This window comes from Salinibacterium xinjiangense (assembly GCF_014645015.1).
GTDB lineage: Bacteria > Actinomycetota > Actinomycetes > Actinomycetales > Microbacteriaceae > Rhodoglobus > Rhodoglobus xinjiangensis.
In genome coordinates, this window is sequence record NZ_BMLC01000001.1 from 417,417 (window position 1) to 443,958 (window position 26,542).

At 64.0% G+C, this 26,542-nt stretch carries 24 protein-coding genes; 11 read left to right on the forward strand and 13 right to left on the reverse strand.

Annotated features, from left to right (window positions below):
* Position 1: 1 nt before the first annotated feature.
* Together IEW81_RS02000 and IEW81_RS02005 are read right to left on the reverse strand one after the other, a co-directional pair.
* On the reverse strand, positions 2 to 1,195 hold the full coding sequence (locus IEW81_RS02000) for a glycoside hydrolase family 3 N-terminal domain-containing protein (protein WP_097060746.1): 1,194 nt from the start codon (positions 1,193 to 1,195) through the stop codon (positions 2 to 4).
* 5 nt (positions 1,196 to 1,200) lie between these two features.
* Complete coding sequence (locus tag IEW81_RS02005; protein WP_097060745.1) at positions 1,201 to 1,698, reverse strand: hypothetical protein; 498 nt, start codon at positions 1,696 to 1,698, stop codon at positions 1,201 to 1,203.
* 60 nt (positions 1,699 to 1,758) lie between these two features.
* Here IEW81_RS02005 and IEW81_RS02010 point away from each other — a divergent pair, with 60 nt between their 5' ends.
* Positions 1,759 to 2,589: a UbiA family prenyltransferase gene (locus tag IEW81_RS02010; RefSeq protein WP_097060947.1), complete on the forward strand. Its 831-nt coding sequence runs from the start codon at positions 1,759 to 1,761 to the stop codon at positions 2,587 to 2,589.
* On the opposite strand, the gene IEW81_RS02015 is transcribed toward IEW81_RS02010, so the two are convergent.
* A complete protein-coding gene (locus tag IEW81_RS02015; protein WP_097060744.1) occupies positions 2,586 to 3,956 on the reverse strand; it encodes an MFS transporter in 1,371 nt (456 codons plus the stop codon). The two genes, IEW81_RS02010 and IEW81_RS02015, sit on opposite strands and share 4 nt — an antisense overlap.
* Positions 3,957 to 4,105: 149 nt before the next feature.
* Between IEW81_RS02015 and IEW81_RS02020 the strand changes: the two genes are divergently transcribed.
* Positions 4,106 to 5,338 carry an FAD-binding protein gene (locus tag IEW81_RS02020; protein ID WP_097060743.1) on the forward strand — a complete coding sequence of 411 codons (1,233 nt, stop codon included), beginning with the start codon at positions 4,106 to 4,108 and terminating at the stop codon, positions 5,336 to 5,338.
* Positions 5,339 to 5,365: 27 nt separating this feature from the next.
* On the opposite strand, the gene IEW81_RS02025 is transcribed toward IEW81_RS02020, so the two are convergent.
* From IEW81_RS02025 to IEW81_RS02035, 3 genes are all read right to left on the reverse strand, one after another.
* Entirely contained in the window at positions 5,366 to 7,909 is a 2,544-nt protein-coding gene (locus IEW81_RS02025; RefSeq protein WP_097060742.1) for a DEAD/DEAH box helicase, read from the reverse strand.
* Positions 7,910 to 8,139: 230 nt separating this feature from the next.
* On the reverse strand, positions 8,140 to 9,072 hold the full coding sequence (locus IEW81_RS02030) for a nucleoside hydrolase (RefSeq protein WP_097060741.1): 933 nt from the start codon (positions 9,070 to 9,072) through the stop codon (positions 8,140 to 8,142).
* 9 nt (positions 9,073 to 9,081) lie between these two features.
* A complete protein-coding gene (locus IEW81_RS02035; protein ID WP_097060740.1) occupies positions 9,082 to 9,837 on the reverse strand; it encodes a ParA family protein in 756 nt (251 codons plus the stop codon).
* A gap of 58 nt (positions 9,838 to 9,895) precedes the next feature.
* Here IEW81_RS02035 and IEW81_RS02040 point away from each other — a divergent pair, with 58 nt between their 5' ends.
* Positions 9,896 to 11,362 (forward strand): SDR family NAD(P)-dependent oxidoreductase, encoded by a 1,467-nt coding sequence (locus IEW81_RS02040; RefSeq protein ID WP_097060739.1) that lies wholly within the window; start codon positions 9,896 to 9,898, stop codon positions 11,360 to 11,362.
* Positions 11,356 to 11,556, forward strand: a complete 201-nt coding sequence (locus IEW81_RS02045; RefSeq protein ID WP_097060738.1) for a putative acetyltransferase — start codon at positions 11,356 to 11,358, stop codon at positions 11,554 to 11,556. Before IEW81_RS02040 ends, IEW81_RS02045 begins: the two co-directional genes overlap by 7 nt.
* 55 nt (positions 11,557 to 11,611) lie before the next feature.
* On the opposite strand, the gene IEW81_RS02050 is transcribed toward IEW81_RS02045, so the two are convergent.
* Positions 11,612 to 12,388, reverse strand: a complete 777-nt coding sequence (locus IEW81_RS02050) for a DUF1353 domain-containing protein (protein ID WP_179691838.1) — start codon at positions 12,386 to 12,388, stop codon at positions 11,612 to 11,614.
* A gap of 132 nt (positions 12,389 to 12,520) precedes the next feature.
* On the opposite strand from IEW81_RS02050, the gene IEW81_RS02055 reads away from it, so the two are divergent.
* Complete coding sequence (locus tag IEW81_RS02055; RefSeq protein ID WP_097060736.1) at positions 12,521 to 13,090, forward strand: TetR/AcrR family transcriptional regulator; 570 nt, start codon at positions 12,521 to 12,523, stop codon at positions 13,088 to 13,090.
* A 41-nt stretch (positions 13,091 to 13,131) separates the two neighbouring features.
* Here the strand turns inward: IEW81_RS02055 and IEW81_RS02060 are convergent, their stop codons facing one another.
* From IEW81_RS02060 to IEW81_RS02070, 3 genes are read right to left on the reverse strand one after another with little or no spacing between them, the layout of a single operon-like run.
* Positions 13,132 to 14,820, reverse strand: a complete 1,689-nt coding sequence (locus IEW81_RS02060; RefSeq protein WP_097060735.1) for an FAD-binding oxidoreductase — start codon at positions 14,818 to 14,820, stop codon at positions 13,132 to 13,134.
* Positions 14,817 to 15,500, reverse strand: a complete 684-nt coding sequence (locus IEW81_RS02065; RefSeq protein WP_229671192.1) for a lysophospholipid acyltransferase family protein — start codon at positions 15,498 to 15,500, stop codon at positions 14,817 to 14,819. The genes IEW81_RS02060 and IEW81_RS02065 overlap by 4 nt, the downstream gene beginning before the upstream one ends.
* 8 nt (positions 15,501 to 15,508) lie before the next feature.
* On the reverse strand, positions 15,509 to 16,330 hold the full coding sequence (locus IEW81_RS02070) for an SDR family NAD(P)-dependent oxidoreductase (protein WP_097060733.1): 822 nt from the start codon (positions 16,328 to 16,330) through the stop codon (positions 15,509 to 15,511).
* 128 nt (positions 16,331 to 16,458) lie between these two features.
* Here IEW81_RS02070 and IEW81_RS02075 point away from each other — a divergent pair, with 128 nt between their 5' ends.
* The 4 genes from IEW81_RS02075 (at position 16,459) to IEW81_RS02090 (ending at position 21,158) form a co-directional block, all read left to right on the forward strand.
* Positions 16,459 to 17,232, forward strand: coding sequence for a hypothetical protein (locus IEW81_RS02075; RefSeq protein WP_229671193.1), 774 nt, complete (start codon positions 16,459 to 16,461; stop codon positions 17,230 to 17,232).
* Positions 17,233 to 17,333: 101 nt separating this feature from the next.
* Positions 17,334 to 19,661: an SDR family oxidoreductase gene (locus tag IEW81_RS02080; RefSeq protein ID WP_097060731.1), complete on the forward strand. Its 2,328-nt coding sequence runs from the start codon at positions 17,334 to 17,336 to the stop codon at positions 19,659 to 19,661.
* Between the two features lie 18 nt (positions 19,662 to 19,679).
* Complete coding sequence (locus IEW81_RS02085; protein WP_097060730.1) at positions 19,680 to 20,480, forward strand: ferritin-like domain-containing protein; 801 nt, start codon at positions 19,680 to 19,682, stop codon at positions 20,478 to 20,480.
* A gap of 114 nt (positions 20,481 to 20,594) precedes the next feature.
* Complete coding sequence (locus IEW81_RS02090) at positions 20,595 to 21,158, forward strand: sigma-70 family RNA polymerase sigma factor (RefSeq protein ID WP_097060729.1); 564 nt, start codon at positions 20,595 to 20,597, stop codon at positions 21,156 to 21,158.
* A gap of 11 nt (positions 21,159 to 21,169) precedes the next feature.
* On the opposite strand, the gene IEW81_RS02095 is transcribed toward IEW81_RS02090, so the two are convergent.
* Complete coding sequence (locus IEW81_RS02095; RefSeq protein WP_097060728.1) at positions 21,170 to 22,573, reverse strand: DUF2130 domain-containing protein; 1,404 nt, start codon at positions 22,571 to 22,573, stop codon at positions 21,170 to 21,172.
* A 1,154-nt stretch (positions 22,574 to 23,727) separates the two neighbouring features.
* Here IEW81_RS02095 and IEW81_RS02100 point away from each other — a divergent pair.
* On the forward strand, positions 23,728 to 23,976 hold the full coding sequence (locus IEW81_RS02100) for a recombinase family protein (protein WP_097060725.1): 249 nt from the start codon (positions 23,728 to 23,730) through the stop codon (positions 23,974 to 23,976).
* Positions 23,977 to 23,997: 21 nt separating this feature from the next.
* Here the strand turns inward: IEW81_RS02100 and IEW81_RS14735 are convergent, their stop codons facing one another.
* On the reverse strand, positions 23,998 to 24,294 hold the full coding sequence (locus IEW81_RS14735; RefSeq protein ID WP_373285378.1) for a DUF6518 family protein: 297 nt from the start codon (positions 24,292 to 24,294) through the stop codon (positions 23,998 to 24,000).
* A gap of 422 nt (positions 24,295 to 24,716) precedes the next feature.
* Here IEW81_RS14735 and IEW81_RS02105 point away from each other — a divergent pair, with 422 nt between their 5' ends.
* Complete coding sequence (locus IEW81_RS02105) at positions 24,717 to 24,905, forward strand: hypothetical protein (RefSeq protein WP_188732657.1); 189 nt, start codon at positions 24,717 to 24,719, stop codon at positions 24,903 to 24,905.
* A gap of 516 nt (positions 24,906 to 25,421) precedes the next feature.
* On the opposite strand, the gene IEW81_RS02110 is transcribed toward IEW81_RS02105, so the two are convergent.
* Positions 25,422 to 26,522, reverse strand: coding sequence for an NAD(P)-dependent alcohol dehydrogenase (locus IEW81_RS02110; RefSeq protein WP_097060722.1), 1,101 nt, complete (start codon positions 26,520 to 26,522; stop codon positions 25,422 to 25,424).
* Positions 26,523 to 26,542: the final 20 nt, after the last annotated feature.

Consider the following 26,542-nt stretch of genomic DNA (forward strand, 5'->3'; position numbering starts at 1 on the left):
TTTAGTCGATGATCGCGAGGCAATCGTCAAAACAGTGCACGAACCTGCCGGTCTCACCTGACAGCGTTCGGCGGGCCACGAGCAGTTTGCGGGCGGCCTCATCGATTGTGGTCGTCGGGATGGAGCCGTCATCGACGGCGGCGTGCACGGCGGCAACCACAGCCGGAACGTCGACATGCTGCACGTACAGCAGCATCGTGTTTCCCGCGGCGACGGCGAGTACCGCGTTCTGGCCCTGAGACAGATATTCGGGCCTGCCCGAGTTCTCGAGCATGTTCATGTCGTCCGTGATGGTGATGCCGTCGAACCCGAGGTCGTCGCTCAGGATCTCGTGCCAGCGCGCTGAAAGCGTCGCCGGAACTACGTCGACAGCATCGAACTGGAGGTGCCCGAACATGACGACCTCTGCGCCAGCATCGACGCCCGCCTCGAACGGGGGCGCGTGCTCCGCTCGCCACTGCGGCAGGGTCAGATTGGTTCGCGGCACATCCGAGTGGGAGTCGCCGGGAGCCGCACCATGGCCCGGGAAATGCTTGAGCGTCGACAGCACCTCGTCACGCTCACCGGTGACGGCCGCCGCTACCCTGGCCGCGACATCCTGTGCCGTCGATCCCGGTGACCGGTCGTACAGGAACGACGAAGGATCTGACACGACGTCGGCAATGATTCCGAAATTCATGGTGATTCCCGAAGCCGCGAGCAGCCTCCCCCGCTGAGCGAAGGCAGTTTCGCCGTCGGGCGCCGGGAGGTTCCGCAATTCGAAAGCCGACGGCAGGTCATCAGACTGGATGCGACGGACGACCCCGCCCTCCTGGTCTGTCGCCACCAGCACGGGCAGCCCCGCCTCACCGGCCATCGTCGCGGTCATGGCCCCCAGGTCGTTCACGCTGCCCGGGATGTTGTCGCCCATCAGGATCAGCCCACCGAGGCCCTGCCCCGAGGCGTACTGGCCCAGGCCCATAGCGTCGAGACCAGGCTGGTGGGCCATGATCATCGACCGGATCTTGTCGTCGAGCGTCATGACGCTGAGCCTGTCATCCGCGTACTGCTGCACGGGGTCAACAGGCGGCGGCCGCGATGCGATCGGGGAGGTCGCCGCGGGAGTCGGCGGCGGCGTGCACCCGGCGAGCGCCGAGACGCCTACCAGCAGCGCCAGCGACACGCGTGCCGCGCGCCATCGCGGGGCTGGAATCATGTCGCTCAGACGGTGACGCCGGAGTCGAGCCAGGTGAGTGAGGCGAACTGCTCCGGGCTGAGCCCGTAATCATCAGTGGAGTGTGCGATGACGGCGCGAAGCTCGGGAACCGACGATCCTTCGCGCACGATGATGTCGACACCGGCCGGGGCGCCCAGGGTCTTGGTGAAATGGACCGCGGCGATCGAACCATCGTCACTGATGCCGGCGATGTGCCATCGGCTGGTGAACATCTTCATCATCCCGGTACCGCGCCACATGAAACCGTCGTCGATATAGGTGTCTTTTCCATGGATGTGTTTGTGGGCTCCCGCACGCTTTCCCTGGCCGGCGACATAGGTCACGTCATCGGAAAGCACCAGCGGGTCGCGCGAGATCAGGCCGTATTCGAAGCGCGGGTTGAGCCGCTCCCCCGACAGCCACACCGGGAAGTTCGTCGCCGCAACGATCCACGTCCCCGGAAGCAGGTCGGCCATGGCCTGGTCATCGAGTGGCTCGCGCATCCGTCCAAACTACCGTCGATAGTGCCGCCCGACCTGCGTGTCGGCACATACGATGTCAGGATGCTTCGCACAGCGAGCGCGCTGGCGCGGTCGACCCACCCCGGCCCGACGGTCGCGGTCACCGCGATCACCGTCATCCTGGGCGTGAGTGTCGGGTTAGCGCCCTGGCAGCTGATAGCACTGGGGGTCGCGTTCCTGCTGGGCCAGGCGTCGGTAGGCCTGTCAAATGACTGGATCGACGCTGAGCGGGATCGTGCCGTCGGTCGCACCGACAAGCCGATCGCTGCAGGCCAGCTCAGCGACACGGCCGCCCGAAACGCCGCTGTGGTCAGCGCGACCGCGGCGATTGCTCTCACCCTGCCTCTCGGCTGGGCGGCGACCGTCGCCCACACGGTGTTCATCGGATCGGCGTGGGCCTATAACCTCGGGATGAAGTCCACGTCGCTGTCGGTCGTTCCCTACATAGTCAGCTTCGGCCTGCTGCCCCTGATCGTCACCCTGTCACGCAGCGAGCCCGCGCTCGCTTCACCGTGGGCGATTCTTGCGGGTGCGTCACTGGGGGTGTCCGCACACTTCGCCAACGTGCTGCCGGACCTCGATGACGACAGGGCCACCGGCGTGAGAGGGCTGCCACACCGGTTCGGACCGCGGTCGAGCGGGCTCGTGATTGCGGGAGCACTAGCCGCCGCATCCGTCAGTATCGTTGTCATGCCGGGACAGGCGCCCGCCTACCTCTACGTCGGCCTGGCGCTCAGCCTGGCGCTGGCCATCTTCTGCGCCGCACTCATTGTCCGGGCCGAACCGAGCCGCCTGCTTTTCAGGATCATTATCCTTGGGGCGATTCTCAACGTCGTCATGCTGGCGCTGTCTGGCACCAGGCTGCTTGCCTAGACCTCGGGAGCCGTTGGTGCCGACGCGGTCGGATTGCGGATGCCGACGAACGACACGATCCCGCCGAGGAACAGCAGTGCAGCCGTGACCAGCAGCACGCGGTGAAAGCTCTCGACGTCAAGCTGGCCGGCCACGATCACCCCGATGAGGGCGATCGCGATGAGCCCGGCGACCCTGGCTACGGCGTTATTCGTCGCCGAACCGATTCCCGCCTGCTGCGACGGGATCGAGCCGAGGATGGCCGAGGTCAGCGGAGCCACCGTGATCGAGATGCCGACCGCGAACACGAGGATGCCCGGAAGCACGTTCCACCAGTAATTCACGTCATCCCCCATCGTGAGCAGCAGGAGGTAACCGAAGCCGGCGATGATCGGGCCCGCCGTCATGAAGAGCCGTGGACCGTATTTGCCGCTGAGTGAACCGAAGATTCCCGACAGGAAGACGTTGCCGAGGGAGACGGGCAGGAAGGCCAGCGCGGCGATTGTCGCGGGATATCCGGCCACCTGCTGCAGGAAGATCACCACGATGAAGCCACCGATGGAGAGCGCCGCGTAGATGAACATGGTCGCCAGGTTGCCCCACGCGAAGTTGCGATTCCGGAAGATACCGAGCGGCAGCATGGGCGCTTTCACGCGAGATTCCCACCAGATGAATGCCGCGAACGAGAGCAGTCCGAGCACGAACGGCAGGAAGATCCTGGGGTCTGCCCAGCCGAAGTTGGCCTGCTCGATCAGCGCGAAGACGGGGCCACCGAGGCCGACGATTCCAAGAGCCGCGCCGACGAAGTCGAGCCTGACCCCCTCGGCCCTGGTGTCCTTGTGCCTGAGCATGACCAGCAGCACGAGGGTCAGACCGATCGGGATCACGTTGATCGCAAACACGAGCCGCCAGGAAAGGTAATCGACGAAGAGGCCGCCGATCAGCGGGCCGGCCAGGAACGACGCGCTCGTCCACGCGGTCCAGGTGCCGATGGCCTTCGCCTGGGCCGCTCCGCGGAAGGTCGAGATGATCAATGCGAGCGAACTGGGCACGAGAAGGGCTCCGGCAATGCCCTGCACTGCCCGCAGGATGATGACCAGCTCGGCCGTCGGGGCTATGACGATAAGCACTGATGCCACCCCGAACGCGATGAGTCCGGTGCGCAACACGACGATGCGACCGAAGACATCAGAAAGGGAGCCCGCGAGCAGGATGAGGGACCCGAGGGTGATCAGGTAGGCGTCGACCACCCATTGCTGGGTCGTGAGCCCCCCACCGAGTTCTTCGCTGATCTTCGGGAGCGCCACGTTTATCACAGAACCGTCGAGGAAGGCGACGAACGACGCGAGGATGGCGATCACCAGGATGAGTCGCTGTTCGCGGGTCATCCCGGGCTGGATGGGGGTTTCTGACGTCACTGGCTCATTCAACACCCGAGCGCGGTGATCCTCCGGCAACTGCGGCGGCGAGCACAGCATCGGGCGCGCGGGTTCGCTCGAATGCAGAGCTGCGCGCATTGCGGGGGCAGAATGGGCGGGTGAGCATTGGAACCAACTGGGCGAAATACCACGAGTATCGCGCCACCACCCTTCACCAGCCGGGCACGATCGATGAACTGCAGGAGATCGTCTCGACGGCTCCGAAGATCCGGGCGCTCGGCAGCAGGCACTCGTTCAATGATCTTGCTGACTCCGCCGAACTCGTCAGCCTCACGGCGATGGATCCGAATATCGTCATCGACGATGAGACGGATACCGTGTCGTTCTCGGCCGGGCTCACCTATGGGGAACTCGGGGTGGTACTGCAGGATGCCGGCTGGGCCCTTCGCAACCTGGCGTCGTTGCCGCATATCTCCGTGGCCGGCGCGATCGCGACCGGTACGCACGGTTCTGGTGTCAACAACGGCACCCTCGCCCGCGCAGTCTCCGGGCTCGACATCGTCACCGCGAGCGGGGAATTACGTAGCATCGGCCCGGTCGACCCAGAGTTCGACGGCGCCGTCGTCTCGCTGGGTAGCCTGGGGATCGTCTCCAGGATCACCCTCGACATCGAGCCGACCTTCGACGTGAGACAGGATGTGTTCACCGGTCTCACCTGGAGCTCACTGCTCGAGAATTACGACGGCATCGTGTCGCGGGCCTACAGCACCAGCATCTTCACCCGGTGGGTGGGTGACGCGGTGGGCGACGTCTGGCTGAAATCCAGGATCGGCGACCGCAAGCCCCCGCAGGAGCTCTTCGGCGCCGCACTCGCCACGACCGAGTTGCACCCGCTACCGGGCGCGTCATCCAGCAGCACAACGACCCAGGGCGGAATCCCGGGGCCGTGGATCGACAGGCTCCCCCACTTCAGGATGGGGTTCACCCCGAGCAACGGCGACGAACTGCAGACCGAATACCTCGTGCCGAGGCGGCATGCGGTCTCTGCCATCTCCGCGGTCCGTCAGCTTGGCGACCGCATCGCGCCCCACCTGCACGTCTCGGAACTTCGGACGATGGCGGCCGATTCGCTGTGGCTGAGTGGCGCATACGAGACCGATGCGGTGGGCATCCACTTCACCTGGAAGTTCGAGCCGGACGCAGTGTTGGCACTGTTGCCGGTGATTGAGGATGCCCTGGCACCGTTCGACGCGCGCCCGCACTGGGGCAAGCTGTTCCACGCGGTGCGGCGGGAGCTGTATCCGAAACTCGGCGACTTCGTTGCACTCGCCGAGGAACTCGACCCGACGGGCAAGTTTCGCAACGACTACCTGGAACGCAACGTCTTCTAGCGGGAGGGTCGGCCAGCGGAAGTTCGTCTAGCCGACCATGCCCACGGAGGTCACCCGCACGACGGCCAGGCCCTGCTCTGCCGACTCCGCGAGGTCGATCGTGGCACTGATGCCCCAATCGTGATCACCGGCTGGGTCGTCAAATACCTGTCTCACGGTCCACTGCTGCGGCCCCTCCGTGATATCGATCATCGACGGGCCGCGCGCATCACCGCCGGTGCCCAGCGTGTCGTGTTCGTCGAAATACAGGTCCATCGCGTCGGCCCAGGCGTCGGCCGTGAATCCGGATGCCGCATCCAGCTCCCCGAGAGCCTCCCAGTTCTCGAGCGCCGCCAGTTGCACCCGGCGGAAAAGCTCGTTGCGCACCAGCACACGGAAGGCCCGCGGATTCGCGAGCACACTGGGCGGAGCCGGAGGAACGACGGGAGCCGTGGGGTCGGCCGACGGGTTGACCATCGCCTCCCACTCGTCGAGCAGGCTCGAGTCGACCTGGCGCACGAGCTCGCCTAACCACTCGATCACGTCAAGCAGCTCCTCGGTCTTCGCGTCATCCGGGATCGTCTGGCGCGCGGCGCGATAGGCGTCGGAAAGGTAGCGCAGCACGAGTCCCTCGCGCGGCGCGAGCTGGTAGAAGCCGGTGAAGTCGGCAAAGGTCATGGCTCGCTCATACATGTCACGCACGACCGATTTGGGGCTCAGCGCGAAGTCGCCGATCCACGGCTGGGTCGCCGAATACTGCTCGAACGCTGCATCGAGCAACTCTTCCAGTGGCTTGGGCCAGGTCACCTGCTCGAGAAGTTCCATGCGCTGGTCGTACTCGATGCCCTCGGCCTTCATCGCGGCGACCGCCTCGCCACGGGCCATGAACTGCTGCTGCTGGAGCACGGGCCGGGGATCGTCGAGGGTCGACTCGAGGATCGAGATCATGTCGAGCGGGTAGGTGGGCGATTCAGGATCGAGCAGTTCGAACACCGCCAGCGCGAAGGGCGAGAGCGGCTGGTTGAGCGCGAAATTCGGCTGCAGGTCGACGGTCAACCGGATCTCGATGGACTCTTCGAATGTCTCGACCAGCTCCCCATCGTAGAGCGCCATCACGGGGACGGTGATCTGTTCGACCACTCCCGCGGCGCGCAATGTCCGGTAGATCGCGAGCGCCTGACGCGCCAGCGCGAGCTTGCCGTTCCAGCTCTCGTGGCTGTCGAAGATCAGGTCCCGCATCGTCCCGAACGCGTCGCCGCCGCGGGCGATCACGTTGAGAATCATCGAATGGCTGACCTTCATGTGACTCGTCAGCAATTCCGGCTCCGCGGCGATCATCCGCTCGAAGCTCGGCTGCCCCCACGACACGAAACCCTCCGGTGCCTTTTTGCGCACGATCTTGCGCACCTTCTTGGGGTCGTCGCCCGCCTTCGCCACGAGCCTCGCGTTCTCCGCCTCGTGGTCTGGTGCCTCCGCGACGACGGTTCCGGCGGTGTCGTAGCCGGCGCGACCCGCCCTGCCCGCGATCTGGTGGAATTCGCGAGCGCTCAGCTGGCGCATCCTGATGCCGTCATATTTGGTGAGAGCCGTCAGCAGCACGGTGCGGATGGGCACGTTGATGCCCACGCCCAGGGTGTCCGTGCCGCAGATCACCCGCAGCAGCCCGCGCTGGGCGAGCTGCTCGACGAGTCGGCGGTACTTGGGCAGCATGCCGGCATGATGCACCCCGATACCGGATCGGATCAGGCGGCTGAGGGTCTGCCCGAACCTGGTAGTGAAGCGGAATCCGCCGATCGCCTCGGCTATCTCATCGCGCTGCTCACGGCTGATGATCTTCATGCTCGTCATGGCCTGCGCTCGCTCGAGCGCGGCCGCTTGCGAGAAGTGCACGATGTAGATGGGTGATTGCCCGGTAGCGAGCAGCTCCTCGATCGTCTCGTGCACGGGCGTCATCGCGTAGGAATAATGCAGAGGCACCGGCCGGTCGACGCCCGTGATGAGGGCGGTTTCGCGGCCGGTGCGCCGCGTGAGGTCGTCGGCGATGGGTTTCATATCGCCGAGAGTCGCCGACATCAGGATGAACTGCACCCGCGGCAGTGTCAGCAACGGCACCTGCCACGCCCAGCCACGCTCGGGGTCGGCGTAGAAGTGGAACTCATCCATCACCACCTGGTCGACCTCGGCGTCTGCACCCTGCCTGAGGGCGATGTTGGCGAGGATCTCGGCCGTGCAGCAAATGATCGGGGCATCCGGATTCACACTCGAGTCGCCTGTCACCATCCCGACGTTGTCGGCGCCGAAGATATCGACGAGGGCGAAGAACTTCTCGCTGACGAGGGCCTTGATCGGGGCCGTGTAAAACGTGCGCCTGCCCTGCGCCAGCGCGGTGAAGTGGGCGGCGATCGCGACGAGGGATTTTCCGGTTCCCGTCGGGGTGCTCAGGATGATGTTGGCACCTGAGACGATCTCGATGAGAGCTTCGTCCTGGGCAGGATAGAGCGGCAACCCGCGGCCCTCGGCCCATCCCGCGAATACCGTGTATGCGGCATCCGCATCGTATGGACTCGGCGCGAGGTCGAGGAGTGATGCCATGAGACCACCGTAACCGGCTCAGACTCACGCCCGCCCCGCAGGGCACGCCATCCCTCCCGAAATGACGGAGGTTGTCATCCTGCGCCAGTCAATCCCGCGGCTCTTCCCGACGTTGGGCCGCGTTCTCCGTCATTTCGGAAGGATGGTGCAGCGCTGCTGGCCGGTATGGCAGCGCGCCATACGTTTCGCGTCGGTATCGTCCCGGCCCTCCGACCGAGCGACGGACGACCTCAGGCCGTGTGCTCGGCGGCAACCCTGGCGTACACGGTCTCGACATAGGCCCAGAATCCGCTGACATCGAGCTTCGTGGCCACGAGTGCATTGGGTGATGGTGAGTCGAAATCGACCACCGTCATGCCCGTGGTGAACTCGCCCGTCGTCTCGATGTCGACTCGTGCCAGACGGCAATCGAACAAATCGGGTCGCGCCACATACGCCACAGCGCAGACGTCGTGCACGGCCTGCCCGTCCCAGTCCGGAACATTCGGATTGAAGTAGAAGGTCGACAGCGGCACGATCAGCTCGTCGGCGAGCGCGCCCAGCTTTTTCATCCTGTCGATCACTATCGAGTTCGCCTGCGCCTGCAGGGTCAGGTCGAGCCCGATCATCGTCACGCGCCAGTCGGCGTCGAAGACGATCCGCGCTGCCTCGGGGTCGGCCCAGATGTTGAATTCCGCGGCGGCCGTCGCGTTACCCCTGGTCGATGATCCGCCCATGATCGTGAATGAGGCGGCCCAGCGGGCGATGGCTGGCTCTTTCTCCAGGGCGAGAGCGATATTGGTCAGTGGGCCTGTCGCCACGAGGTGGATCGTGCCGGGCGTCGCCGTAATCAACTCGATGATGGCGTCGACTGCGTGGATGCCCGTGACCGCCAGCGTCGCTTCGGGAAGCACGACGTTGCCGAGGCCGCTGGCCCCGTGCACGTGTGCGGCGTCACGAAACGTCCTCGTGAGCGGCCCAGCGGCACCAGCGGAGACGGGAACCTTCGGAAACTTCAGGTACTCCCGCAGCTGAAGTGCGTTCCTGGTCGTGTTCTGGAGGGCAACATTGCCGCCCACCGTCGTGATGCCGACGAGTTCGATGTTCGGATCGCCGTGGGCGAGAAGCAGCGCCAGCGCGTCATCGAGCCCCGGGTCGCAATCGAGAAGCAGCTTGTAAGGCATAGCTCGAGGCTAGTGCTTCGATTTCTTCAGCCCGGCGGCGCGGCGCACCGCGACCCAGAGTGCTGCAAACGATCGCGCGGCTTCGGTGGTCGGCGCGAAGGTGGCGACCGGCGCGAGCTCCGTGCCCATTCGCTCGATGACGACCGTTGCCGGAACGAACACATCGATCACCTCTCGATGGATGGTCGACAGCGACTCGAGGGCGACCCGGTGGGCGGTCTTGCGTCGATCCACCATCGACAGGAACGCGAGCACCGGCGTCTTCTTCGCTGTGCTCGCGACGAGGCCGCCGACCTGTTCGAGAGAGCGAAGCGCCAACGGGGACGGCACGAGAGGCAACACGACGACATCGGCGACGTGGATGGCGTTCTCCGCGACGAGGGAGGCCCCGGGCGGGCAGTCAAGGATCACGACGTCGTAGTCACCCCTGACCGAATCCAGCACTCTTGCGATGCGCTGGGTCGACTTCCTGGCGCCGTCGATCACGAGCTCGAGGTCGCGATAGCTGTCGTCGGCGGGAATCACGTCAAGGCGTTCGAAGGCCGTCGAGCGGGCCGCCTTCCCCGCATCGGTCTTACCGCTGATGAGCGCGTCGACCCCACCCTTGAGCTTGGGTTTGACGTCGAACAGGAAGGTCGCCGCACCCTGCGGATCCAGGTCCCAGAGCAGCACCCGTAGGTCCCTCGAGGCTTCCCACGCCAGGTTCACCGCCGCAGTCGTCTTACCGACCCCACCCTTGGTGCTGTACACGGCGACAACCTTCATGCCATCACCATAGGTGACCGCGGGTGGGGCTCGCCCGGGGTTCGCCGTAGAATCTCGTGTGACCTTCGAGAAGAACCAGCCCAGCGGCATCGACCCGGACGACCTCGACGTCGTGCTGAAAGTGCTGTCGCAGCTGGCCGACGTCGACGACGAGCATCCCGACTTCATCACAGTCAGGAGGGCGACCGCGAAGATGTTCAAGGCCGTCAAAAAGGAGCGTCGCCTCGAGAAGCGCGCCGTGATCGCCGACGCCGACCGCAGCGTGATCGCCGCGACGGCTACGGGAGCGCCGGACCGCATCGACGACGAGACCCGCGGCATCCCGATCTCGACGACCACCACCGCGCCTACGGCAGGAACGCTCATCAAAGCGCGCGCCTGCTACATCTGCAAGAAGCCGTATACCCACGTGGATGCCTTCTATCACCAGCTCTGCCCGGACTGTGCGTCGATGAGCCACGCGAAACGCGACGCCCGCACCGACCTTTCCGGAAAGCGCGCACTACTGACGGGTGGTCGCGCGAAGATCGGCATGTACATCGCCCTGCGGCTGCTCCGGGACGGCGCACACACGACCATCACGACCAGGTTTCCCCGCGATGCCGTGCGCAGGTTCACCAGCCTCCCCGATTCACCGGAATGGATCGACCGGCTGAAGGTCGTCGGAATCGACCTGCGCGACCCAGCCCAGGTGATCGGTCTCGCGGATGATGTCGCAGCGGCCGGTCCGCTCGACATCCTGATCAACAACGCCACCCAGACCGTACGACGCTCCGCTGGCGCCTACCAGCCGCTGGTGGATGCCGAACTCGCTCCCCTGCCGGACGGTCCGCTCCCCGAGTTGGTCACCTTCGGTCACACCAACGACCAGCACCCGCAGGCCCTTGCGCGGTCTGTCAGCGCGCACCCGATCCTGGCCGCCGCGGCCGCGAGGGCAGACGAACTGACGGAACAGGCCATGGCGCCAGGCTCGAGCTCGCTCGAGCGGCTCGCCGCGGGCACTGCGATCGATGCTGGCGGGTTACTTCCGGATCTCGACACCGTCAATTCCTGGACACAGCATGTCGACGAGGTCGACCCACTCGAGATGCTCGAGGTGCAACTGGCCAACACCACGGCCCCCTTCATCCTGATCTCAAGGCTGCGACCCTCCATGGCGTCGAGCGAGGCGCACCGGAAATACGTGGTGAACGTCAGCGCGATGGAGGGCGTGTTCGGTCGCGGTTACAAGGGGCCGGGGCATCCTCACACCAATATGGCCAAAGCGGCCGTCAACATGCTCACCCGCACGAGCGCGCGCGAGATGTTCGAAAGCGACCGCATCCTGATGACGAGTGTCGACACCGGATGGATCACCGACGAAAGGCCGCATCCGACGAAGGTGCGGCTCGCCGAGGAGGGCTTTCATGCCCCGCTCGACCTGGTCGACGGAGCCGCCCGCGTCTATGACCCGATCGTGCGCGGTGAGGCTGGCGAAGACCTGTTCGGCATCTTCCTCAAAGATTACGCTCCGGGCTCGTGGTAGCCATCCCGACGCCGGGCATGCGGGTCGTCGTGCGGTACAGGCTGCCGTCGGGCCAGGCGACGGATGCCCTCGGAATGCTCCTCAGTGCCGACGAATCCACGCTCGTGGTCGACGGCAAACGCGGGGTTGAACGTATCGCTGTAAGCACGGTGATCGCGGCCAAGGAAGTGCCCCCGGCACCAACGCCTCGCTAGTTTCCCAGCCGGCACAGACGCCTCGCTAGTTTCCCAGCCGGCGGAGAGCGCCTCGCTAGTTTCCCAGTCGGCGGAGATTGCGAAGGTCCGTCGGCCCCACAACCGGCGAACCCTTGCTTCTGGGCAGGTCGACGAGGGCCCACACGATGTTCTCGATCGCGAGATACGGAAGGTAGGCCGCGACCTGCAGCACGGCGACCGGCAACAGGAATGCTCCCGCATAGCTGGCCCAGACGAGCAGTCTCCAGTGGCGACCGCCGATGGCACTGGTGGCCAGAGGCACCGCGAGAACGGCGGCCGCGGCAGGAATCCCCGAGAACGCCAGGATGGCACCCCCCACCACGAGCGCCAAGCCGAGGATTCCGAGCGCGAGCATCCCGATGAATCGGGCTATCGAGTGTTTCTGGTACCGCTCGAACGACACCAGCGTCCACATCAGCCAGGCCCTGAACGGCGCGACTCCCAGCTCACGAAGCCCGAGCCGGAACGCCCGGTCGATGCGCTCCCGCTCGGCGAGCGCATCCACCACAGGAAGGACAGACTGCCGCACCCTCCAGCACTCACTGTCATGCACCACGGCGGCGGCCGTCTGCCTACCGTACGAGGCGATCAGGCTCCAGAAGACCAGCGGCACAGACGCGAGGTCTGTGCGATTTCCCGGCGAGGGCGCGGTGTCGGGAATGTGCGCCTCGGCCCAGGTGATCTTCTGCGGGGAGGTGCCAGCCTCGACATAGCCGATGCGCTCCCGAAGCTGGAACGTGGGGGCCGTCACCGGAACCTGTCCCAGTTCGATGGATGTCAACTCCCGACCCGCGCTATCGACGAACGGCATCTGCTCCCCTTTCACCGGCGACCGCGACATCGCCCTGTGATCGCACAGTACCGCCAGCGCCAGTCATCCGCCTCCAGTGCGACCCAGGGCGCGGATATCATGGAAACCCGAGACCCTGCGAGGTGATGGCGTATGACCGAAGCCCCACCCGCACGCGTGCCGCGGCATCCTGATGTCGATGGTCGCATATTCGACGCTGCGCTCGACATCCTCCGGAGCCGCGGGCCACTCGCCGTCAGCATCGAATCGGTGTCTGCGGCGTCAGGAGTCGCGAAGACCACCATCTACCGTCGCTTCGAAAACCGCGAGTCGCTGTTGACCGCGGCGATCTCAACTGCGACGACCTCGGTCAGCTTCCCGGAAGGGCTCACCGCGAAGGATTCTTTGAGGTGGGTGCTGCGTCACGCCAGCGACACCATCGAGAACGTGGTCGGCCGTGGCACGGTGGCCGCGATCATCATGAATGAGGATCCGCAGTTCACGCAACTGCTGCTGGGGATGATCCGCGGCTCCACGAAAGCCTTGCGCAACGACCTGCGCGACCGCGCGATCACCGGCGAGATCAACCGCGACGTCGATATCGAACTCGCGATGAGCATCCTTCTCGGCGTGGTCGTGGCGGAACTGATCCGCGGCCGCGCGACCGACGAAGCTTGGGTCGACTCCGTGCTCGCCCTGCTCTGGCCGGCCTTCGCAGTCTGAGCCGCCGTTGGCCCGCCCGGGGGCGGACCAACCATCCGAATTCACTTCGGGAGAATCTTCCCCGGGTTGAAGTTCTGGGCGGGGTCTGCGCTCTCGAACAGCCCGGTCATGATTTTCACGCCCTCTTCCGAGATGTCCTGGGTGAGCCACGGCGAGTGTTCCAGCCCCACCCCGTGGTGGTGGGAGATCGTCGCGTGGTTGTCGACGAAGGCCTGCTGGATGGCGTTCTTGACGAGGTTGTACTCAGCGATCGGGTCGTCGCCGAAGGTGAAGGCGAATGTGAAGTACAGGCAGGCTCCCGAGTGGTAGGAGTGCGACATGTGGCTCATGATCCAGCCGTCGTTGCCGAGCTGCTCGTACGCGCCGCGGGCCGCCGCATAGACGGCCTCGTGCACGCCCACGAGCTTCGACCACGGCGCAGCGGTCTCAGACACGTCGCCCGCCGCACCCATGTCGAGCAGGAAGTCGCGCAGGTAAGGGGTGTCGAACTTCTTCTGGTCGTACAGGATGCCCGGTCCCGAGCCCACGCCCATTCCACCGTGCTTCTTCACGATGTCATCGACCAGCGATTTCTGGTGCTTCGCGTGCGAGACGCTGCCCTCGAACCCGATGAACGAGAGGCAGATATCGTCGAGGTTCCAGCCCTTGGCCTTCATAATGCCCGGAAGAGCAGACTCGGCCATGAACTTCGACACGCCCTTGCGGTTTTTCGACGTGGCCAGCGAGAACGAGGTCTCCCGCGAATCCGAGATTCGGGTAATGGATGGCGTGGCGTCAGATTCGCTGATGGCCTGCATGGCGGCAATTCCCGACTTCCAGTTCGGGAAGAAGTAGGCGTAGACGTCTCGTTTTTCGGGAATGCGATGCACCTGCACTGTGACCTCGGTGATCACTCCGAGCTTTCCCTCACTGCCGAGGATCATTTCGCGCACGCTCGGTCCGCTCGAGGTCGACGGCAGTGGTCGCAGCACGAGCACGCCACCGGGGCGCACCACGCGCATGCCGCGGGCGATGTTTGCGATGTCACCGTATTTGTCCGACTGCATTCCGGATGACCGGGTCGCGACCCATCCGCCCACCGTCGAGTGGGTGAAGCTGTCGGGGAAGTGACCGATGGTCCAGCCCTGTTTGTTCAACTGCTCCTCGAGATCAGGGCCCTGGGATCCGGCCTGGATGCGAGCGAGACCCGAGTCGGTGTCGATGTCGATGACCGCGCGCAACCGACCGAGGTCGAGAGACACGATCGTGCGGGCCTCGCCAGGGATGGGCTCGAGGCTGCCGGCGATGTTGCTTCCGCCGCCGAACGGGATGATGACGGCATTGGCGGCGACCGCGGCATCCACGATCTGCTGGACCTCGGCCTCGTCTGCCGGATAGATCACGACATCGGGGCTGCGAAGGATGGTGTTGCTGCGCACGCGGATCAGGTCGCGGATGCTTTTGCCGTAGGTGTGCACGACCCGAGCCATGTCGTCTGTGGTGACGTTCTCTGCGCCGACGATCGACGCCAGTTCGGCCGTGAATTCCTCGGTGGCATTGCTTAATGGCACGTTCAGGTCATCGAACGACGGCTCCCCTGTGCGAACGGCGGTGCCCAGGTCGAGTCCGACCGCAAATTTCACGAACGGTGCGAATCCCGGCTTGTCTTCATGGTGGAACCCCACGCCGTCAACGCCCCAGCCCCACCACTTCATGTGGTGCACGGCGTTGCGGTCTATTGCGTTGGTCATGTCGTTCCTTTCCGGGCGCGCACCGGCATCGGTTGCACAGTTTCATACAGACGGCGAACCTCGCCTGAAAGTCGTCGGGAGAATTGCTCTGCAGTCTCTCCCTCATCGGGCCTCATCGGCGCTCCGAACACGATGGTGACTGGATGCCGGCCACGGAGGGGCCAGTTGACGCCCCGGGGCATAGCCTCACTCGCACCGACAAGCGCGATGGGCAGACACGGGGTACCCGTGGCGATGGCAAGTGCTGCTGCACCGGGCTTGAACGGGCCCATCTCGCCGTACTTCGACCTGCCGCCTTCAGGAAAGACAAGCAGTGGCACCTTCCGCTCGAGCAGGGCGCGCGATGACCCCGAACGTTTCCCCTCGGAGTTGCGTTCGATGGCGAACGCGTTGAAAAACAGTGTCGTGAGCCACTTGCGCCACTGCACATCGAAAAAGTAGTCGGCAGCGGCTCCCGCCGCAAGGTAGCGCGAGAGTCGTCTCGGCAGTCCGCCGATGACGAGTGGGGCATCCAGATGGCTTGAATGATTCGCGACGGCAATATACGGAACGTCCAGGTTTTTGATCGCGTCCTCACCGCGGATCGTGACCCGCACGAGCCGCCAGACGACGGGTTTCAGGATTCCGCGCTGGGCGAGGAAGCGCACCCCGGCAACCCCAGAAGATGTAAAGCGATCCATCGACGGACTCACTGGTTTTCGGCCTTCATGTCACTATGTTCGGAGCCCTGGGCCGGTCGGGCTGTGTCAGTTCTGCTCGAGGATATTTTCGAGGAAACCCAGTGGATTACGGGTCGCGGCAAGTGTCGGGCAAACCACCCGAGCACACGGTAGCGAAGAGTCGGTATGGAGATGACCCTGCCGCGCTCTGCGTCCCGCAAAGCGATGCGCACGACCGTTTCCGGTTCGGTCCACAGAAAGGCGGGGAGCGAGCTTCGACGTACCCCGGATCGTTCGTGCCACTCGGTGCGAACCCAGCCCGGGAGCACGGCAGTGACGGTGACGCCGGTGCCGCGGAGTTCGACTGACAGCCCCTCGCTGAAGGCCGTCACCCATGCCTTTATGGCGCCATACGAACCGGTGGCCAGGTATGTCTGCAGGCTCGAGATGTTGATGATCCTGCCGCCGCGGCCCTTCATGGTTCGACCGGCGGCACCGCCGAGCACCAGAACAGCCCGACACATCACCTCGAAAGCATGTTCGTGCTGCGAGGTGCCTGTCGAGGTCAGCGGTGCGCCCAGCCCGAAGCCCGCGTTGTTGACCAGCACCTCCAGGGGCCGCGCCGCATCCTCGATCCGAGCCACGACCCTGGCGACGTCCGCTCGGTCAGCCAGGTCGGCGGTGATCGTCTCAACGTGTATGCCTGACGCGGCATACAGTTCTGCCGCCATCGCTTCCAATCGCGCTTCATTGCGGGCGACCAGCACTAAATCGAAGCCTTTGGCGGCGAATTGTCGGGCGAATGCGGCTCCGATGCCGGATGTGCCGCCCGTAATGAGAGCCGTTGCCATGCCCCATACATTACGCTACGGGCCCCGTAGCGACTGGCTAGTACACTTGACGGGATTCGTCCCGCGCTTTGGAGGTAGTTCGCATGCCGGAACATAAAGAGGCCCCCGCGGATAGGGAGGTCGACACCATGCGGTGCCCTGCACCCGACTTCGACGTCCGCGAATACGCACGCGACGCTGCAGCCAGTCACCGCGACGAATTAGAGCTCGGAGCATACAAGACCTCTCCGCTGGGCGCCGACACTCTCCGTCTGCTCAGGTACCTACAGATCATCGAACGCGCCACGATGACCCACCTGCGCGGCGTGCTCGTCACGGCCACTCATAAAGACGCACGGATCACGGCGTTCCTCACCACCTGGGCTTTCGAGAAGTATTGGATCGCTGACGCCTTCGAACAGATCGGTCTTGCACACCAGCCGGAAGGGACGGATGTCGACCGCGCTCCCTTCATCACCCCGGTGGAGCGCACCATCCGCGAAGCCATCTATGCGAACATCGTCGGCCTTCCGATGATCGCGGTGCACATGACGCTCGGTACCATCGACACGTGGCTGAGCCAGGCGGCATATCGGCGGCTCATCGAAATCGAGCCGCATCCGCAACTCACCAGGACGATCGAGAAATTCCTCGCGCTGAAAGACCGACAGCTGGAGTTCTTCGAGCTCCAGTCCCGGTACCGCCTGACGGAGTCGGCGCAGGCTCGAAAGATCACGAAGCGCCGCCTCGTGAAGACTCCATGGCCGATCGGCGCGAAGGCCGAGCCGCCCCACGAGACAGAATTCCTTTTCCAGCGGCTCTTCGGATCAGCTAGAGAGATCATCAGCGAGCTCGACGCCCGCATCGATTCCCTTCCCGGCCAGTCCGGGCTCAACCTCATTCGAAAGGCCGCCAGGCTGTGACTGACGCTTCAAAGACGCCCGTACGCAAGACACCCCTCGCGGCCAAAGTTCCAGCGAAGGCGTCAACGCCACGTAAGCCGCGCGCCACCCCTGCAGCCGCAGTGAAGAACACCATTCTCACCAACGAGCACGTGTTCATCACCGGAGGCACGGGATTCGTGGGGCAGGCGCTGCTCGAACGACTGCTGTCGTCGCATCCTGACACCCGCATGACGTTGCTGGTTCGTGGCAAGGGCAGCCTGACCGGCCAGGCAAGGCTTGCCGGTCTGCTGCGCAAGCCGGTCTTCAAGAACTGGATCGAGGCAATCGGCGAAGAGGAAGCTCATCGCCAGTTCGCCAGCCGTGTGACGGCCCACGAGGGCAGCCTCGGCAATGTCGGAACCCTCCCTGACGACATCGACGTGGTAATCCACAGCGCATCGACCGTGTCATTCGACCCGCCGATCGACGAAGCGTTCGACACCAACGTCGGCGGGGCGCACGGCGTGTACGGTGCCCTGCTGGCGAGCAAGAGCACCCCGCACGTCGTGCACATCTCCACGGCGTACGTCGGTGGAATCCGCAAGGGCATCGCGCCCGAAGCATCCCTCACCCATGAGGTCGACTGGCGCGCAGAGTATGAGGCCGCGAAGTCGGCCAGGATCCGAGTGGAGCTCGAGTCACGCCAGCCCGAAGCCCTTCGCGCCCAGCTCAGCGCGGCGAAGGCCCGCCACGGCAAGACCGGCCCACAGGCCGTTGCAGGATTCGCTGAGACCGCAAGAAACGCCTGGGTGCGCGAACGTCTCGTGGATTACGGCCGCACCCGCGCCGAGAGCCTGGGCTGGACCGACGTCTACACGCTGACCAAGGCTTTCGCCGAGCGGGCCGCGGAAGAGCTGTGGGCCCAGTCAGGTCACCGCCTGTCGATCGTGCGCCCGTCCATCATCGAGAGCTCGCTGCACCACCCCTTCCCGGGCTGGATCGACGGCTACAAGGTCGCAGATCCGCTGATCATCGCCTACGGCCGCGGCCAGCTTCCGGATTTCCCGGGCCTGCCAGACTCGATCCTCGACGTCATCCCCGTCGACTTCGTGGTCAACGCTGCGCTGGCTGTCGCTGCTCGTGATGCCCAGCCGAACGAGCCGAAGTACTACCACGTGAGCTCGGGAGCCAGCAACCCGCTGCCGTTCCACCGCATGTACGAGAACGTGAACAGGTACTTCACCGAAAATCCGCTGCCCGATGGCACGGGCCACATCACCGTGCCACTGTGGCGATTCCCCGGCGGTGTTCGCGTCGAGAACGCTCTCGCACGTCGTGAGAAGCAGGCGGCGACGGCGGAGTGGCTCATCGAGCACCTGCCGACGACTCCTCGCACCCGCGCCTGGCTCGATGTCGTCACGAAAGGCAAGCACGGCCTGCAGAAGCTTCGTGCGTTCACCGAGCTCTATCGGGCCTACGTGCAAACCGAGATCATCTTCGACGATGCGAACACCCGCGCGCTGCTGCTCTCCCTACCCGAGCAAATCCAGGAGACCGAGGGATTCGACGTCACCGAGATCGACTGGGAGGACTACTTCCAGAAGGTGCACTTCCCCGCTGTCACCACTCTCACACGCGCGTTCGGCAAGCGCCCTGCGGCCAAGGAACGCGCCACGCGTGCCCTGCCTCTGCGCTCAGATGTCGTCGCGATATTCGATCTCGAGGGCACCGTTCTCGAGTCGAACCTCGTCAAGCAGTACCTGCAGTTGTGGGCGGGAAGTGTGCCCCGAAAGCGAGTCGCTCACGACCTCGGTAATTTCGCGTTCTCTCTTCCCCGGTACATGCGGGCCGAGCGCCGCGACCGCGGTGAGTTCATCCGCACCTTCATGCGTCGCTATAAGGGCTTCAGGGTCAGCGAGATCGAAGGACTGGTGAGCGGCAGTTTCGGTCGCGCCATGCTCCGGCGTGCCCTGCCGGATGCATTGCGCCGAGTACAGGCGCACCGTGACGCGGGGCACCGCACGGTGCTGGTCACCGGAACGATCGACCTCATGGTCGAACCGTTCCTGCCCTACTTCGACGAGGTCGTTGCCGGAAGCATGCACGAACGCAACGGAGTTCTGACCGGATTCCTCGCCGATCCTCCGCTGGTCGATGAGGCCCGCGCCGCGTGGTTGCGTCACTACGCCGCCAAGAACGGTTTCGACCTCGAGCACTCCTACGGTTACGGCGACAGCCACGCCGACCTCGTCTGGCTCCAGCTGTTGGGAAACCCCAGCGTAGTAAACCCCGACATCAGCCTCTACCGCCACGCCATGGAAAAGCACTGGAACGTGCTCGACTGGAAACGTGGTTCCGCGACATCCAAGCCCATCCTGCCTATGCCTACGAACAACACGGCAGCAGCAACCGACACCGCTGCACCCCAGGCCACACCGAGCACGGAAGGAGTCGGGCAGACCTCATAGGTTGGCCCGCGGCATCCCATGGCATTTGATATCGACAAATACACCTCCACGTCCAAGAAGGTCGTCTGGGGTGACCTCGACTTCGATCAGTTCCGCACCAACCCACTGCCCGAAAGCACGCTTCGAAGCCTCAGGTACATGGCAGACATCGAGTACCACACGGTCTGCTACCTGCGGGACCTGCTGGTCACCCCCTCCCACAAGGAAGCCGACGTCAGTGCCTTCATGACCATGTGGAACCGCGAGGAGTTCTGGCACGGGGAGGCCCTCGCGGCCGTTCTGGGTGCCCACGGCGTCACGCTCGATTTCGACCAACTCAAGGCGACCCGCCTGAAGCTGGGGTGGAAGGATCGCCTCGACCCCATCAAGCAGTCCCTGCTCGGCAACATCGTCGGCAAAGACTTCATCGCCGTGCACATGATCTGGGGCGCCGCCAACGAGTGGTCAGCGGTCGCGGCCTACAACCGCATGGCCGACCTCGAACAGCACCCCGTGCTCGCCGAACTGCTGCGTCGCATCGCCAAGCAGGAGGCACGCCACGTCGCCTTCTACGCTACGCAGGCCAGGGAGCGTCTCGGCAAGAGCAGGAAGGCACAGGTGCTCGCGCGCTTTGCCCTCAAGAATGCCTGGGGTCCCGTCGGCTCGAGCGTCATGGATCCAGCGGAGGTCACCCACGTCATGGGCCACATCTTCGCCGGCCCCGAGGGGCTGCGCGAGATCCGCAAGCTCGACGAACACATCTCCCGCATGCCTGGGCTCGACGGGCTCACCATCGTCGAGAACTCGCTCCGCAACAAGTACGGATACGTCGCGGCCTGATTTTCTTTCGCGATCGGCGTCATAGTCGCACCGATCGGCAGTCTCTCCCTGTGAGCAGCTATCCACTGCTCATGTGTGCTCACCCCGCGCGCACGGTCGAGACGAACGGAAGAAATGTCTGCCAACGCTGTTGTCACAGAGATCGAAGCCAGGCTCCTGGAGGGTGCGGGCACCGGGGACGCCGTCGCATTCAGCGAGCTGTACAACCGGATGAGCCCGCGCATCCTCGGCCTGATCATCCGGGTGCTCCGCGATCGCGCGCAGTCGGAGGAGGTCGCCCAGGACGTCTTCGTCGAGATCTGGCAGCATGCAGCCCGCTTCGATGCGGCGCGCGGCAGCGCAGTCGGGTGGATGCTGCGCATAGCCCACAGCCGTGCCATCGACCGGGTCAGGGCCTCCGAGGCGAGCATGGCGCGCGACTGGCACCAGGGCATCCGGGAACTCAATCACACCCAGGATGCAACGGACGAGGTCGTCTCACTGCGGCTGCAGAGCGTGAAGATCGCTGAGGCGATGAAGTCACTCCCCGAACTCCAGCGCCAGGCCATCGATCTGACTCACCTGCAGGGGCTGACGCAGACCGCTGCGGCTGAACTGCTGTCGGTGCCGGTCGGGACCGTCAAGACTCGCGTCCGCACCGGGCTAGCGAGGCTGCGCAAGCAGCTCGAGGCCGCGTAGGTGTTGCTGCCCTAGTCGCCGGACGGCTCTGCCCCGAGGTCGGCGAACTTCGCCGCCATGGTCGGATTTCCGCGGGTGAGCTTCTTGATCGTGACATCCTGGGCCTTGTCGTTGGCCAGTCGGAGGTTGCGGTTCGTGCCGAGCAGGGCCTCTTTTGTCTTCTGCAGGTGGTCGATGGATTTGTCGATCTCATCCACGGCCGTCTGGAAGCGCCGGGTGGCGAGGTCGAAGTTGCGCGCAAATCCTCCCTTGAACGACTCGAGTTCTTCCTCGAAATGGGTGATGTCGATGCTCTGTGCCCTCACGAGCGCCAACTCCGACTTGTACTGGAGCGCATTCAGCGCGGCGTTCCGCAGGACCGTGATAATCGGGATGAAGAACTGCGGACGCACGACATACATTTTGGGAAAGCGGTGCGACACGTCGACGATTCCGGTGTTGTAGAGCTCACTATCCGGCTCCAGCAGCGAAACGAGCACCGCGTATTCGCAGCCCTTCTCGATGCGATCCTTATCGAGCTCCTTGAGGAAATCCTCGTTCTTGTGCTTGGTCAGCGTCGTGTCGCTCTCGTTTTTCATCTCGAACATGATCGAGACGATCTCCGTACCGGCGTTGTCGGAGTCACGGAAGATGTAATCGCCCTTGCTGCCGGTGCGCGCGTCGTTGTCTTTCTCGAAGTACGCCCTCGGGAACGCGGTGGCACGGATCTGGTTGAACGTCGTCTCGCAGTGCTGCTCCAGGGTCTCGCCGACCATCTTCGTCGACAGCTTCGCCTTCATGTCGCGCAGTCGCTCGATCGCGTCATCCCGGTCCCTGATCTGGGTCTCGTATTTGTCCCTGAGCGACGTCTCGGCCAACTGCTTCTCCAGCTCGACGCGCTCGAGGCCGTTCTTCAGGTCGTCGCGTTCCTTCTCCACCGCGCCGAGCGCTTCGATGATGGCCAGCTTCTGCGAAACTTCGCCGGCATCGAGCTGTGCCTTCAACTCCTGGATCTGCGAGTCCTTCGTCGCTGAGACCTTCTGCAGTTCGTTAGACAGCTTCGCTTCGGCAAGATCGGCGACAGAATCTGTTTTCTGCCTGGCCTGCTGAAGTTCCGTCACCAGGGCGTCGCGTTCCTTCTCCACGACGCTGAGAGCCTCGACCACTGCAAGCTTGCGTGTTACCTCACCGGCGTCGAGCTTCGCCTTGAGATCCTGGATCTCCGCATCTCTCGAGGCGCCGGCTTTTTGCAGCTCGGTCGACATCCGCATCTCGGCGAGCTCCATCGCGCTGCGCTTGTCCTGCTCCGCAAATTCGAGCCGCTCGTGCAGCTGCTGCTCGAATTCACTGTCGCGAACCTGTTTCGCGATGTCGGCGTATCCTGCCTCATCGATCTTGAACGCCTTGCCGCAATGCGGGCACGTAATCTCGTGCATCAATGTGCCCCCTGGTTTCGGTCCACCGGCCGGCGTGGCTTCGTGACGAACCGAACAGCGACCGTGGAGAACTCCTCTGCATGTTATCGCTCGGGCACGGAGCCGACCCGTTTTGCCGCCCCGCTCGGAACCGTGGAAAGTGACGAGCCCACTGGGTGATCGGAGCCGTCCCTCGCATCGAGAGCGCGGTAATCGTCGCTATCCTCGATCGTTAACGACAGTTTGTGCGCTTTCGATGACAGCGGTGCAAGCACAGCGCAGCGGAATGCGCCGGCGGGGAGCACCGGGATTCGAACACGGCCTCCCTGGACCCTTACTGACTGCGTCCCGCAAAACACCGATGACAGCCTGTTATCCGGGATGCCGTACGGCCCCTCTTTTGGTGCTATTTTACCCAGCGATATTCTCAAACGTGACTTCGACATGACCTCGATGACCCACGACCCCGCATAGGAGCACCGCCCGCTGTTTCCAGGTTTTTCCGGCGGGTAATCGATCTCATCCTGGCATTTTCGAACTCCGACATTTTCGAATCCCGACATTTTCAAACTCCGACATTTCGATGACTGACATTTCGATGACTGCGGAGAAGGCCAGAGCAGCACGGGGTGTACGTCATGCCACTGGCACCGACCGCTGTATGAGCCAGCAGGTTGACGCCGCTGTTACTGCGGGCAAGTTCACTGCGACCAAGTTCACCGGGGATGGGATCACGGCTGACCGGTTGCGGCGGATGACTGCAGACCTCGCGCCAGCGCGGAGCGCAGCCGAGCAGGAATTGGAGGTGGCTCGACCTCGCTGCGCGCTCACTGGCCTCATGGGCGAGTGCGGCGTTCGAGTGGCGAGCGGTGGACACCAGCATGACCCGGGTCCGACTGATGTCACGGACCGTGGGCTTCACCCGGGCTGCTCGCCGGATTACGGTTCGGCAATCGGCTGAACTGACCACGCCAGAGAAGGGCCGATGTCATGACACGGGTCTGCGCCCGTCCAGCGAAGAACACGCCGTCAGACACGCCGTCAGACACGCGACGTAGACGAATGGTCGTAGACCTTTTCGTCGATGAGCGCGTCTCGGGCTCGCTCGCGAGCCGTCCGGGCCTCGATGAACTACGGGCCTTCGCGAGCCGTGACAACACGATCGTGGTCCGGGTTTGGATCAGCTCGGGCGTTCAACCCAAGATCTGCTTCATCAGGTGGATACTCTGCGGGAGCGGGAAATCGCTTTTCGGATTCTCGACCTGGGTGTGGATTCCGCTACACCGGCCGGGTATCCGGTGCTCACCGTGATCGCGGCTGTCGCGGAGATGCCCGACCCCGACGGTCCGCAGGGTGCCCCGGTAGACGGGCCAGGCGGTGCTGAATTCCCAGCGCCGTTAGCGAAACCCGTCAGAGAGATGTGAATCGAAGAGTGCGTTCGCAACCTACGGTTCGCACTCCAACAGCATCGCGTCAAAATCTCCACTGTGGGCCCGGGACGCAATGTCATCTTCGTAATCTTCCCCGGGTATGACCCCAACCCCAGCCCCGCATTGCGCGACGAAATAGGAGACGATGAGCCAAACCGAGTAGCAGTTTGTCACCTGAACGAGTTGCTCTTGAAGGTAGGTCTGCCCCAGGGACGTGAGACGGCCCCAGACCGGACCTGATGTTGAGCATCTGGCGCTGGAGCGTTTCCTTGCTGAGGCGCCGGAACTGCGCGTGATGCACGCCGTCGCGATCGACCGCGAGACTACCGTCCGTGCCCATAAATCGCATCTCGCGCGATCAGGTCAATGCCCAAACCAGTCCGAATGCCACTGTGATCAGGACAACACCACAGGCAGCGCTGATGGCGACCCATTGCCGAAGGCGCAGGTTTTCGGTCCGGGGGACGAAGCGAAGGATCCCCCACCATACGCCACTCGAGAAAAGGACAAGGAAGGCCGACTCTACGAGGGTGGATACCGTTTCCCGATCCAGACCAGCTCCGCAGGCCTCCGAAAAGCACAGCCCCCATTGTGCGATGGACCACGGCGGGAGGCTGAAAACGATCGCCACAGGAATGGCCCACACGAGGTGCAAAAAAAGCCAGTCGGTTCTTCGAATCAGGTGTCGGCGGTCCCTGGCGATGAGGTGCGTTCGTCATCAGCCCACGTTCACTGTGCCGTTGACGCTGAAGCATCCGGCCGACACGGTGCCGCCTATCGTCGACGTTCCGTTCATCGTGAGTTTGGCTTCGATTTTCACCGCGATGTTGCTGGACTCGCTGGATGTGGTGCCTGCCGACAAAGTCACACTGTTCGGGGAGGAGCACAGCGTTGCCCCGGGAACGACGATAGTGACCATATGACTTTTGCCGTCTGCCGACCGGACCTGCGGCCGTTGATCAAGTCGAAGCCATCGGTGAAAAGGGTCGGGTCTCCTCGCAAGATTCACCGTCACGCCCCGGAGAGCCACACGGGAACACCCGGGCTGCCGATCATCTACCAGGGTGTTGCGGTCAATGCGCACGGTTCCGTTGACGGTCGAACTCCACGGGGCCATGGTGCAGCCGGGCTTGGATGTGCGGGCCTGTCACGAGGATGGGACGACATTGGGGGCAGCTGTCGCGTTCATCCACTCGGTTCAGGTCTGCGGGGCGAACCGCGGCCAGCCGGACGGATTCCCGTGCTAGCAATGCTCAACATCGTGGACGCCGACTGGCCGCTCATCCGTGACGCCTCATCCGTGACGTCTCATGAATGATGGCGTTCATGTCTTACGGCCGAAAAAGCCAGGTGACTGGTGTAGCCGGAAGTCGCTGCACGAGACGGCTGGCATCCGGCGTACCCTGCCGCGAATGAGCAGGCAGGCACCACACGCAGCTCTAGAAGATAATGACTGGTTTGAGGGTCACGCCGCTGTCGCTATCAGCGAAGGCTTCGTTGATGTCGGCGAAGTCATACTTCTTGACAAGCTTGTCAAACGGGAACAAGCCGGCGTTATAGAGCGAAATCAGCTGGGGAATGAACGTTTGCGGCACGGAGTCGCCCTCGATCACCATGCTGATCTTCAGCCCACTCAGCAGCAGGCTGCCGATATCGATCGGCGCTTCGGTGCCGGGCGCCGCCACGCCGACGAGGGCACCGTGACCAAGGATGCCGAGAGAGTTGGTCATCTGGGTGAAGACAGATTTGTTACCGGTCGTGTCGAGAGCGTAGTTCACCCCACCACCGGTGATCTCGCGAATCCGCGCGACGGCGTCCTCGTTGCGGCTGTTGATGGTGTGGGTGGCGCCGAGTGTTTTGGCGAACTCGAGACGGCTGTCGACGATATCGATCGCGATGATCGTCGTAGCGTTAGCAAGGACGGCGGCGAGAAGGCCGGACAAACCCACAGCACCGGATCCGAAGATAGCGATGCTACTGCCGGCTTCCGGCCGGAGGACGTTGAGCACGGCCCCCGCCCCGGTCTGGATACCGCAACCAAGTGGGCCCAAGAGTTCCAACGGTGCGTCCGGAGCGACCTTGACGACACTGCGCTCATCGACATTGCTGACCGTGGCAAAGGATGACTGGCCGAAGAAATGGGAGGATACGGGCGTGCCGTCGTCGGCAGTGAACGCGGTCGAACCGTCGGGACGGGCCCCGCTGAAGTCGAGGTCGTAGAGGTGGATACAGTACGAAGGGTGTCCTGACACACAGGAGGAGCACACCCCGCAACTCGAGAAGCTGAGCACCACATGGTCGCCAACTTCGACGCTCGTCACGCCCTCGCCAATGGCCTCGACGATCCCGGCGCCTTCGTGGCCGAGCACGGCGGGCAGCGGAGTGGGATACACCTGATCGCGCACGACGGCATCGGTGTGGCAGACACCCACGGCGACCATGCGCACCTGAACCTCGGTGGCTCGTGGAGCGTCGAGCGTCAGCTCCCGGATCACGAGTGGCTCTCCCTTAGCGAGAGCGACAGCAGCAGTTACCTTCATTGCGTCTCCTTAGATCCGCG

Excerpts from the sequence above, each read along its gene's own strand:
- IEW81_RS02010 (WP_097060947.1), top strand. The coding sequence starts at position 1,759 with ATGCTTCGCACAGCGAGCGCGCTGGCGCGGTCGACCCACCCCGGCCCG.
- IEW81_RS02065 (WP_229671192.1), bottom strand. The coding sequence starts at position 15,500 with ATGGATCGCTTTACATCTTCTGGGGTTGCCGGGGTGCGCTTCCTCGCC.
- IEW81_RS02000 (WP_097060746.1), bottom strand. The coding sequence starts at position 1,195 with ATGATTCCAGCCCCGCGATGGCGCGCGGCACGCGTGTCGCTGGCGCTG.
- IEW81_RS02070 (WP_097060733.1), bottom strand. The coding sequence starts at position 16,330 with ATGGCAACGGCTCTCATTACGGGCGGCACATCCGGCATCGGAGCCGCA.
- IEW81_RS02055 (WP_097060736.1), top strand. The coding sequence starts at position 12,521 with ATGACCGAAGCCCCACCCGCACGCGTGCCGCGGCATCCTGATGTCGAT.
- IEW81_RS02015 (WP_097060744.1), bottom strand. The coding sequence starts at position 3,956 with ATGACCCGCGAACAGCGACTCATCCTGGTGATCGCCATCCTCGCGTCG.
- IEW81_RS02050 (WP_179691838.1), bottom strand. The coding sequence starts at position 12,388 with ATGCCGTTCGTCGATAGCGCGGGTCGGGAGTTGACATCCATCGAACTG.
- IEW81_RS02075 (WP_229671193.1), top strand. The coding sequence starts at position 16,459 with ATGCGGTGCCCTGCACCCGACTTCGACGTCCGCGAATACGCACGCGAC.
- IEW81_RS02085 (WP_097060730.1), top strand. The coding sequence starts at position 19,680 with ATGGCATTTGATATCGACAAATACACCTCCACGTCCAAGAAGGTCGTC.
- IEW81_RS02025 (WP_097060742.1), bottom strand. The coding sequence starts at position 7,909 with ATGGCATCACTCCTCGACCTCGCGCCGAGTCCATACGATGCGGATGCC.
- IEW81_RS02095 (WP_097060728.1), bottom strand. The coding sequence starts at position 22,573 with ATGCACGAGATTACGTGCCCGCATTGCGGCAAGGCGTTCAAGATCGAT.
- IEW81_RS02090 (WP_097060729.1), top strand. The coding sequence starts at position 20,595 with ATGTCTGCCAACGCTGTTGTCACAGAGATCGAAGCCAGGCTCCTGGAG.
- IEW81_RS02035 (WP_097060740.1), bottom strand. The coding sequence starts at position 9,837 with ATGAAGGTTGTCGCCGTGTACAGCACCAAGGGTGGGGTCGGTAAGACG.
- IEW81_RS02030 (WP_097060741.1), bottom strand. The coding sequence starts at position 9,072 with ATGCCTTACAAGCTGCTTCTCGATTGCGACCCGGGGCTCGATGACGCG.
- IEW81_RS02060 (WP_097060735.1), bottom strand. The coding sequence starts at position 14,820 with ATGACCAACGCAATAGACCGCAACGCCGTGCACCACATGAAGTGGTGG.
- IEW81_RS02005 (WP_097060745.1), bottom strand. The coding sequence starts at position 1,698 with ATGCGCGAGCCACTCGATGACCAGGCCATGGCCGACCTGCTTCCGGGG.
- IEW81_RS02110 (WP_097060722.1), bottom strand. The coding sequence starts at position 26,522 with ATGAAGGTAACTGCTGCTGTCGCTCTCGCTAAGGGAGAGCCACTCGTG.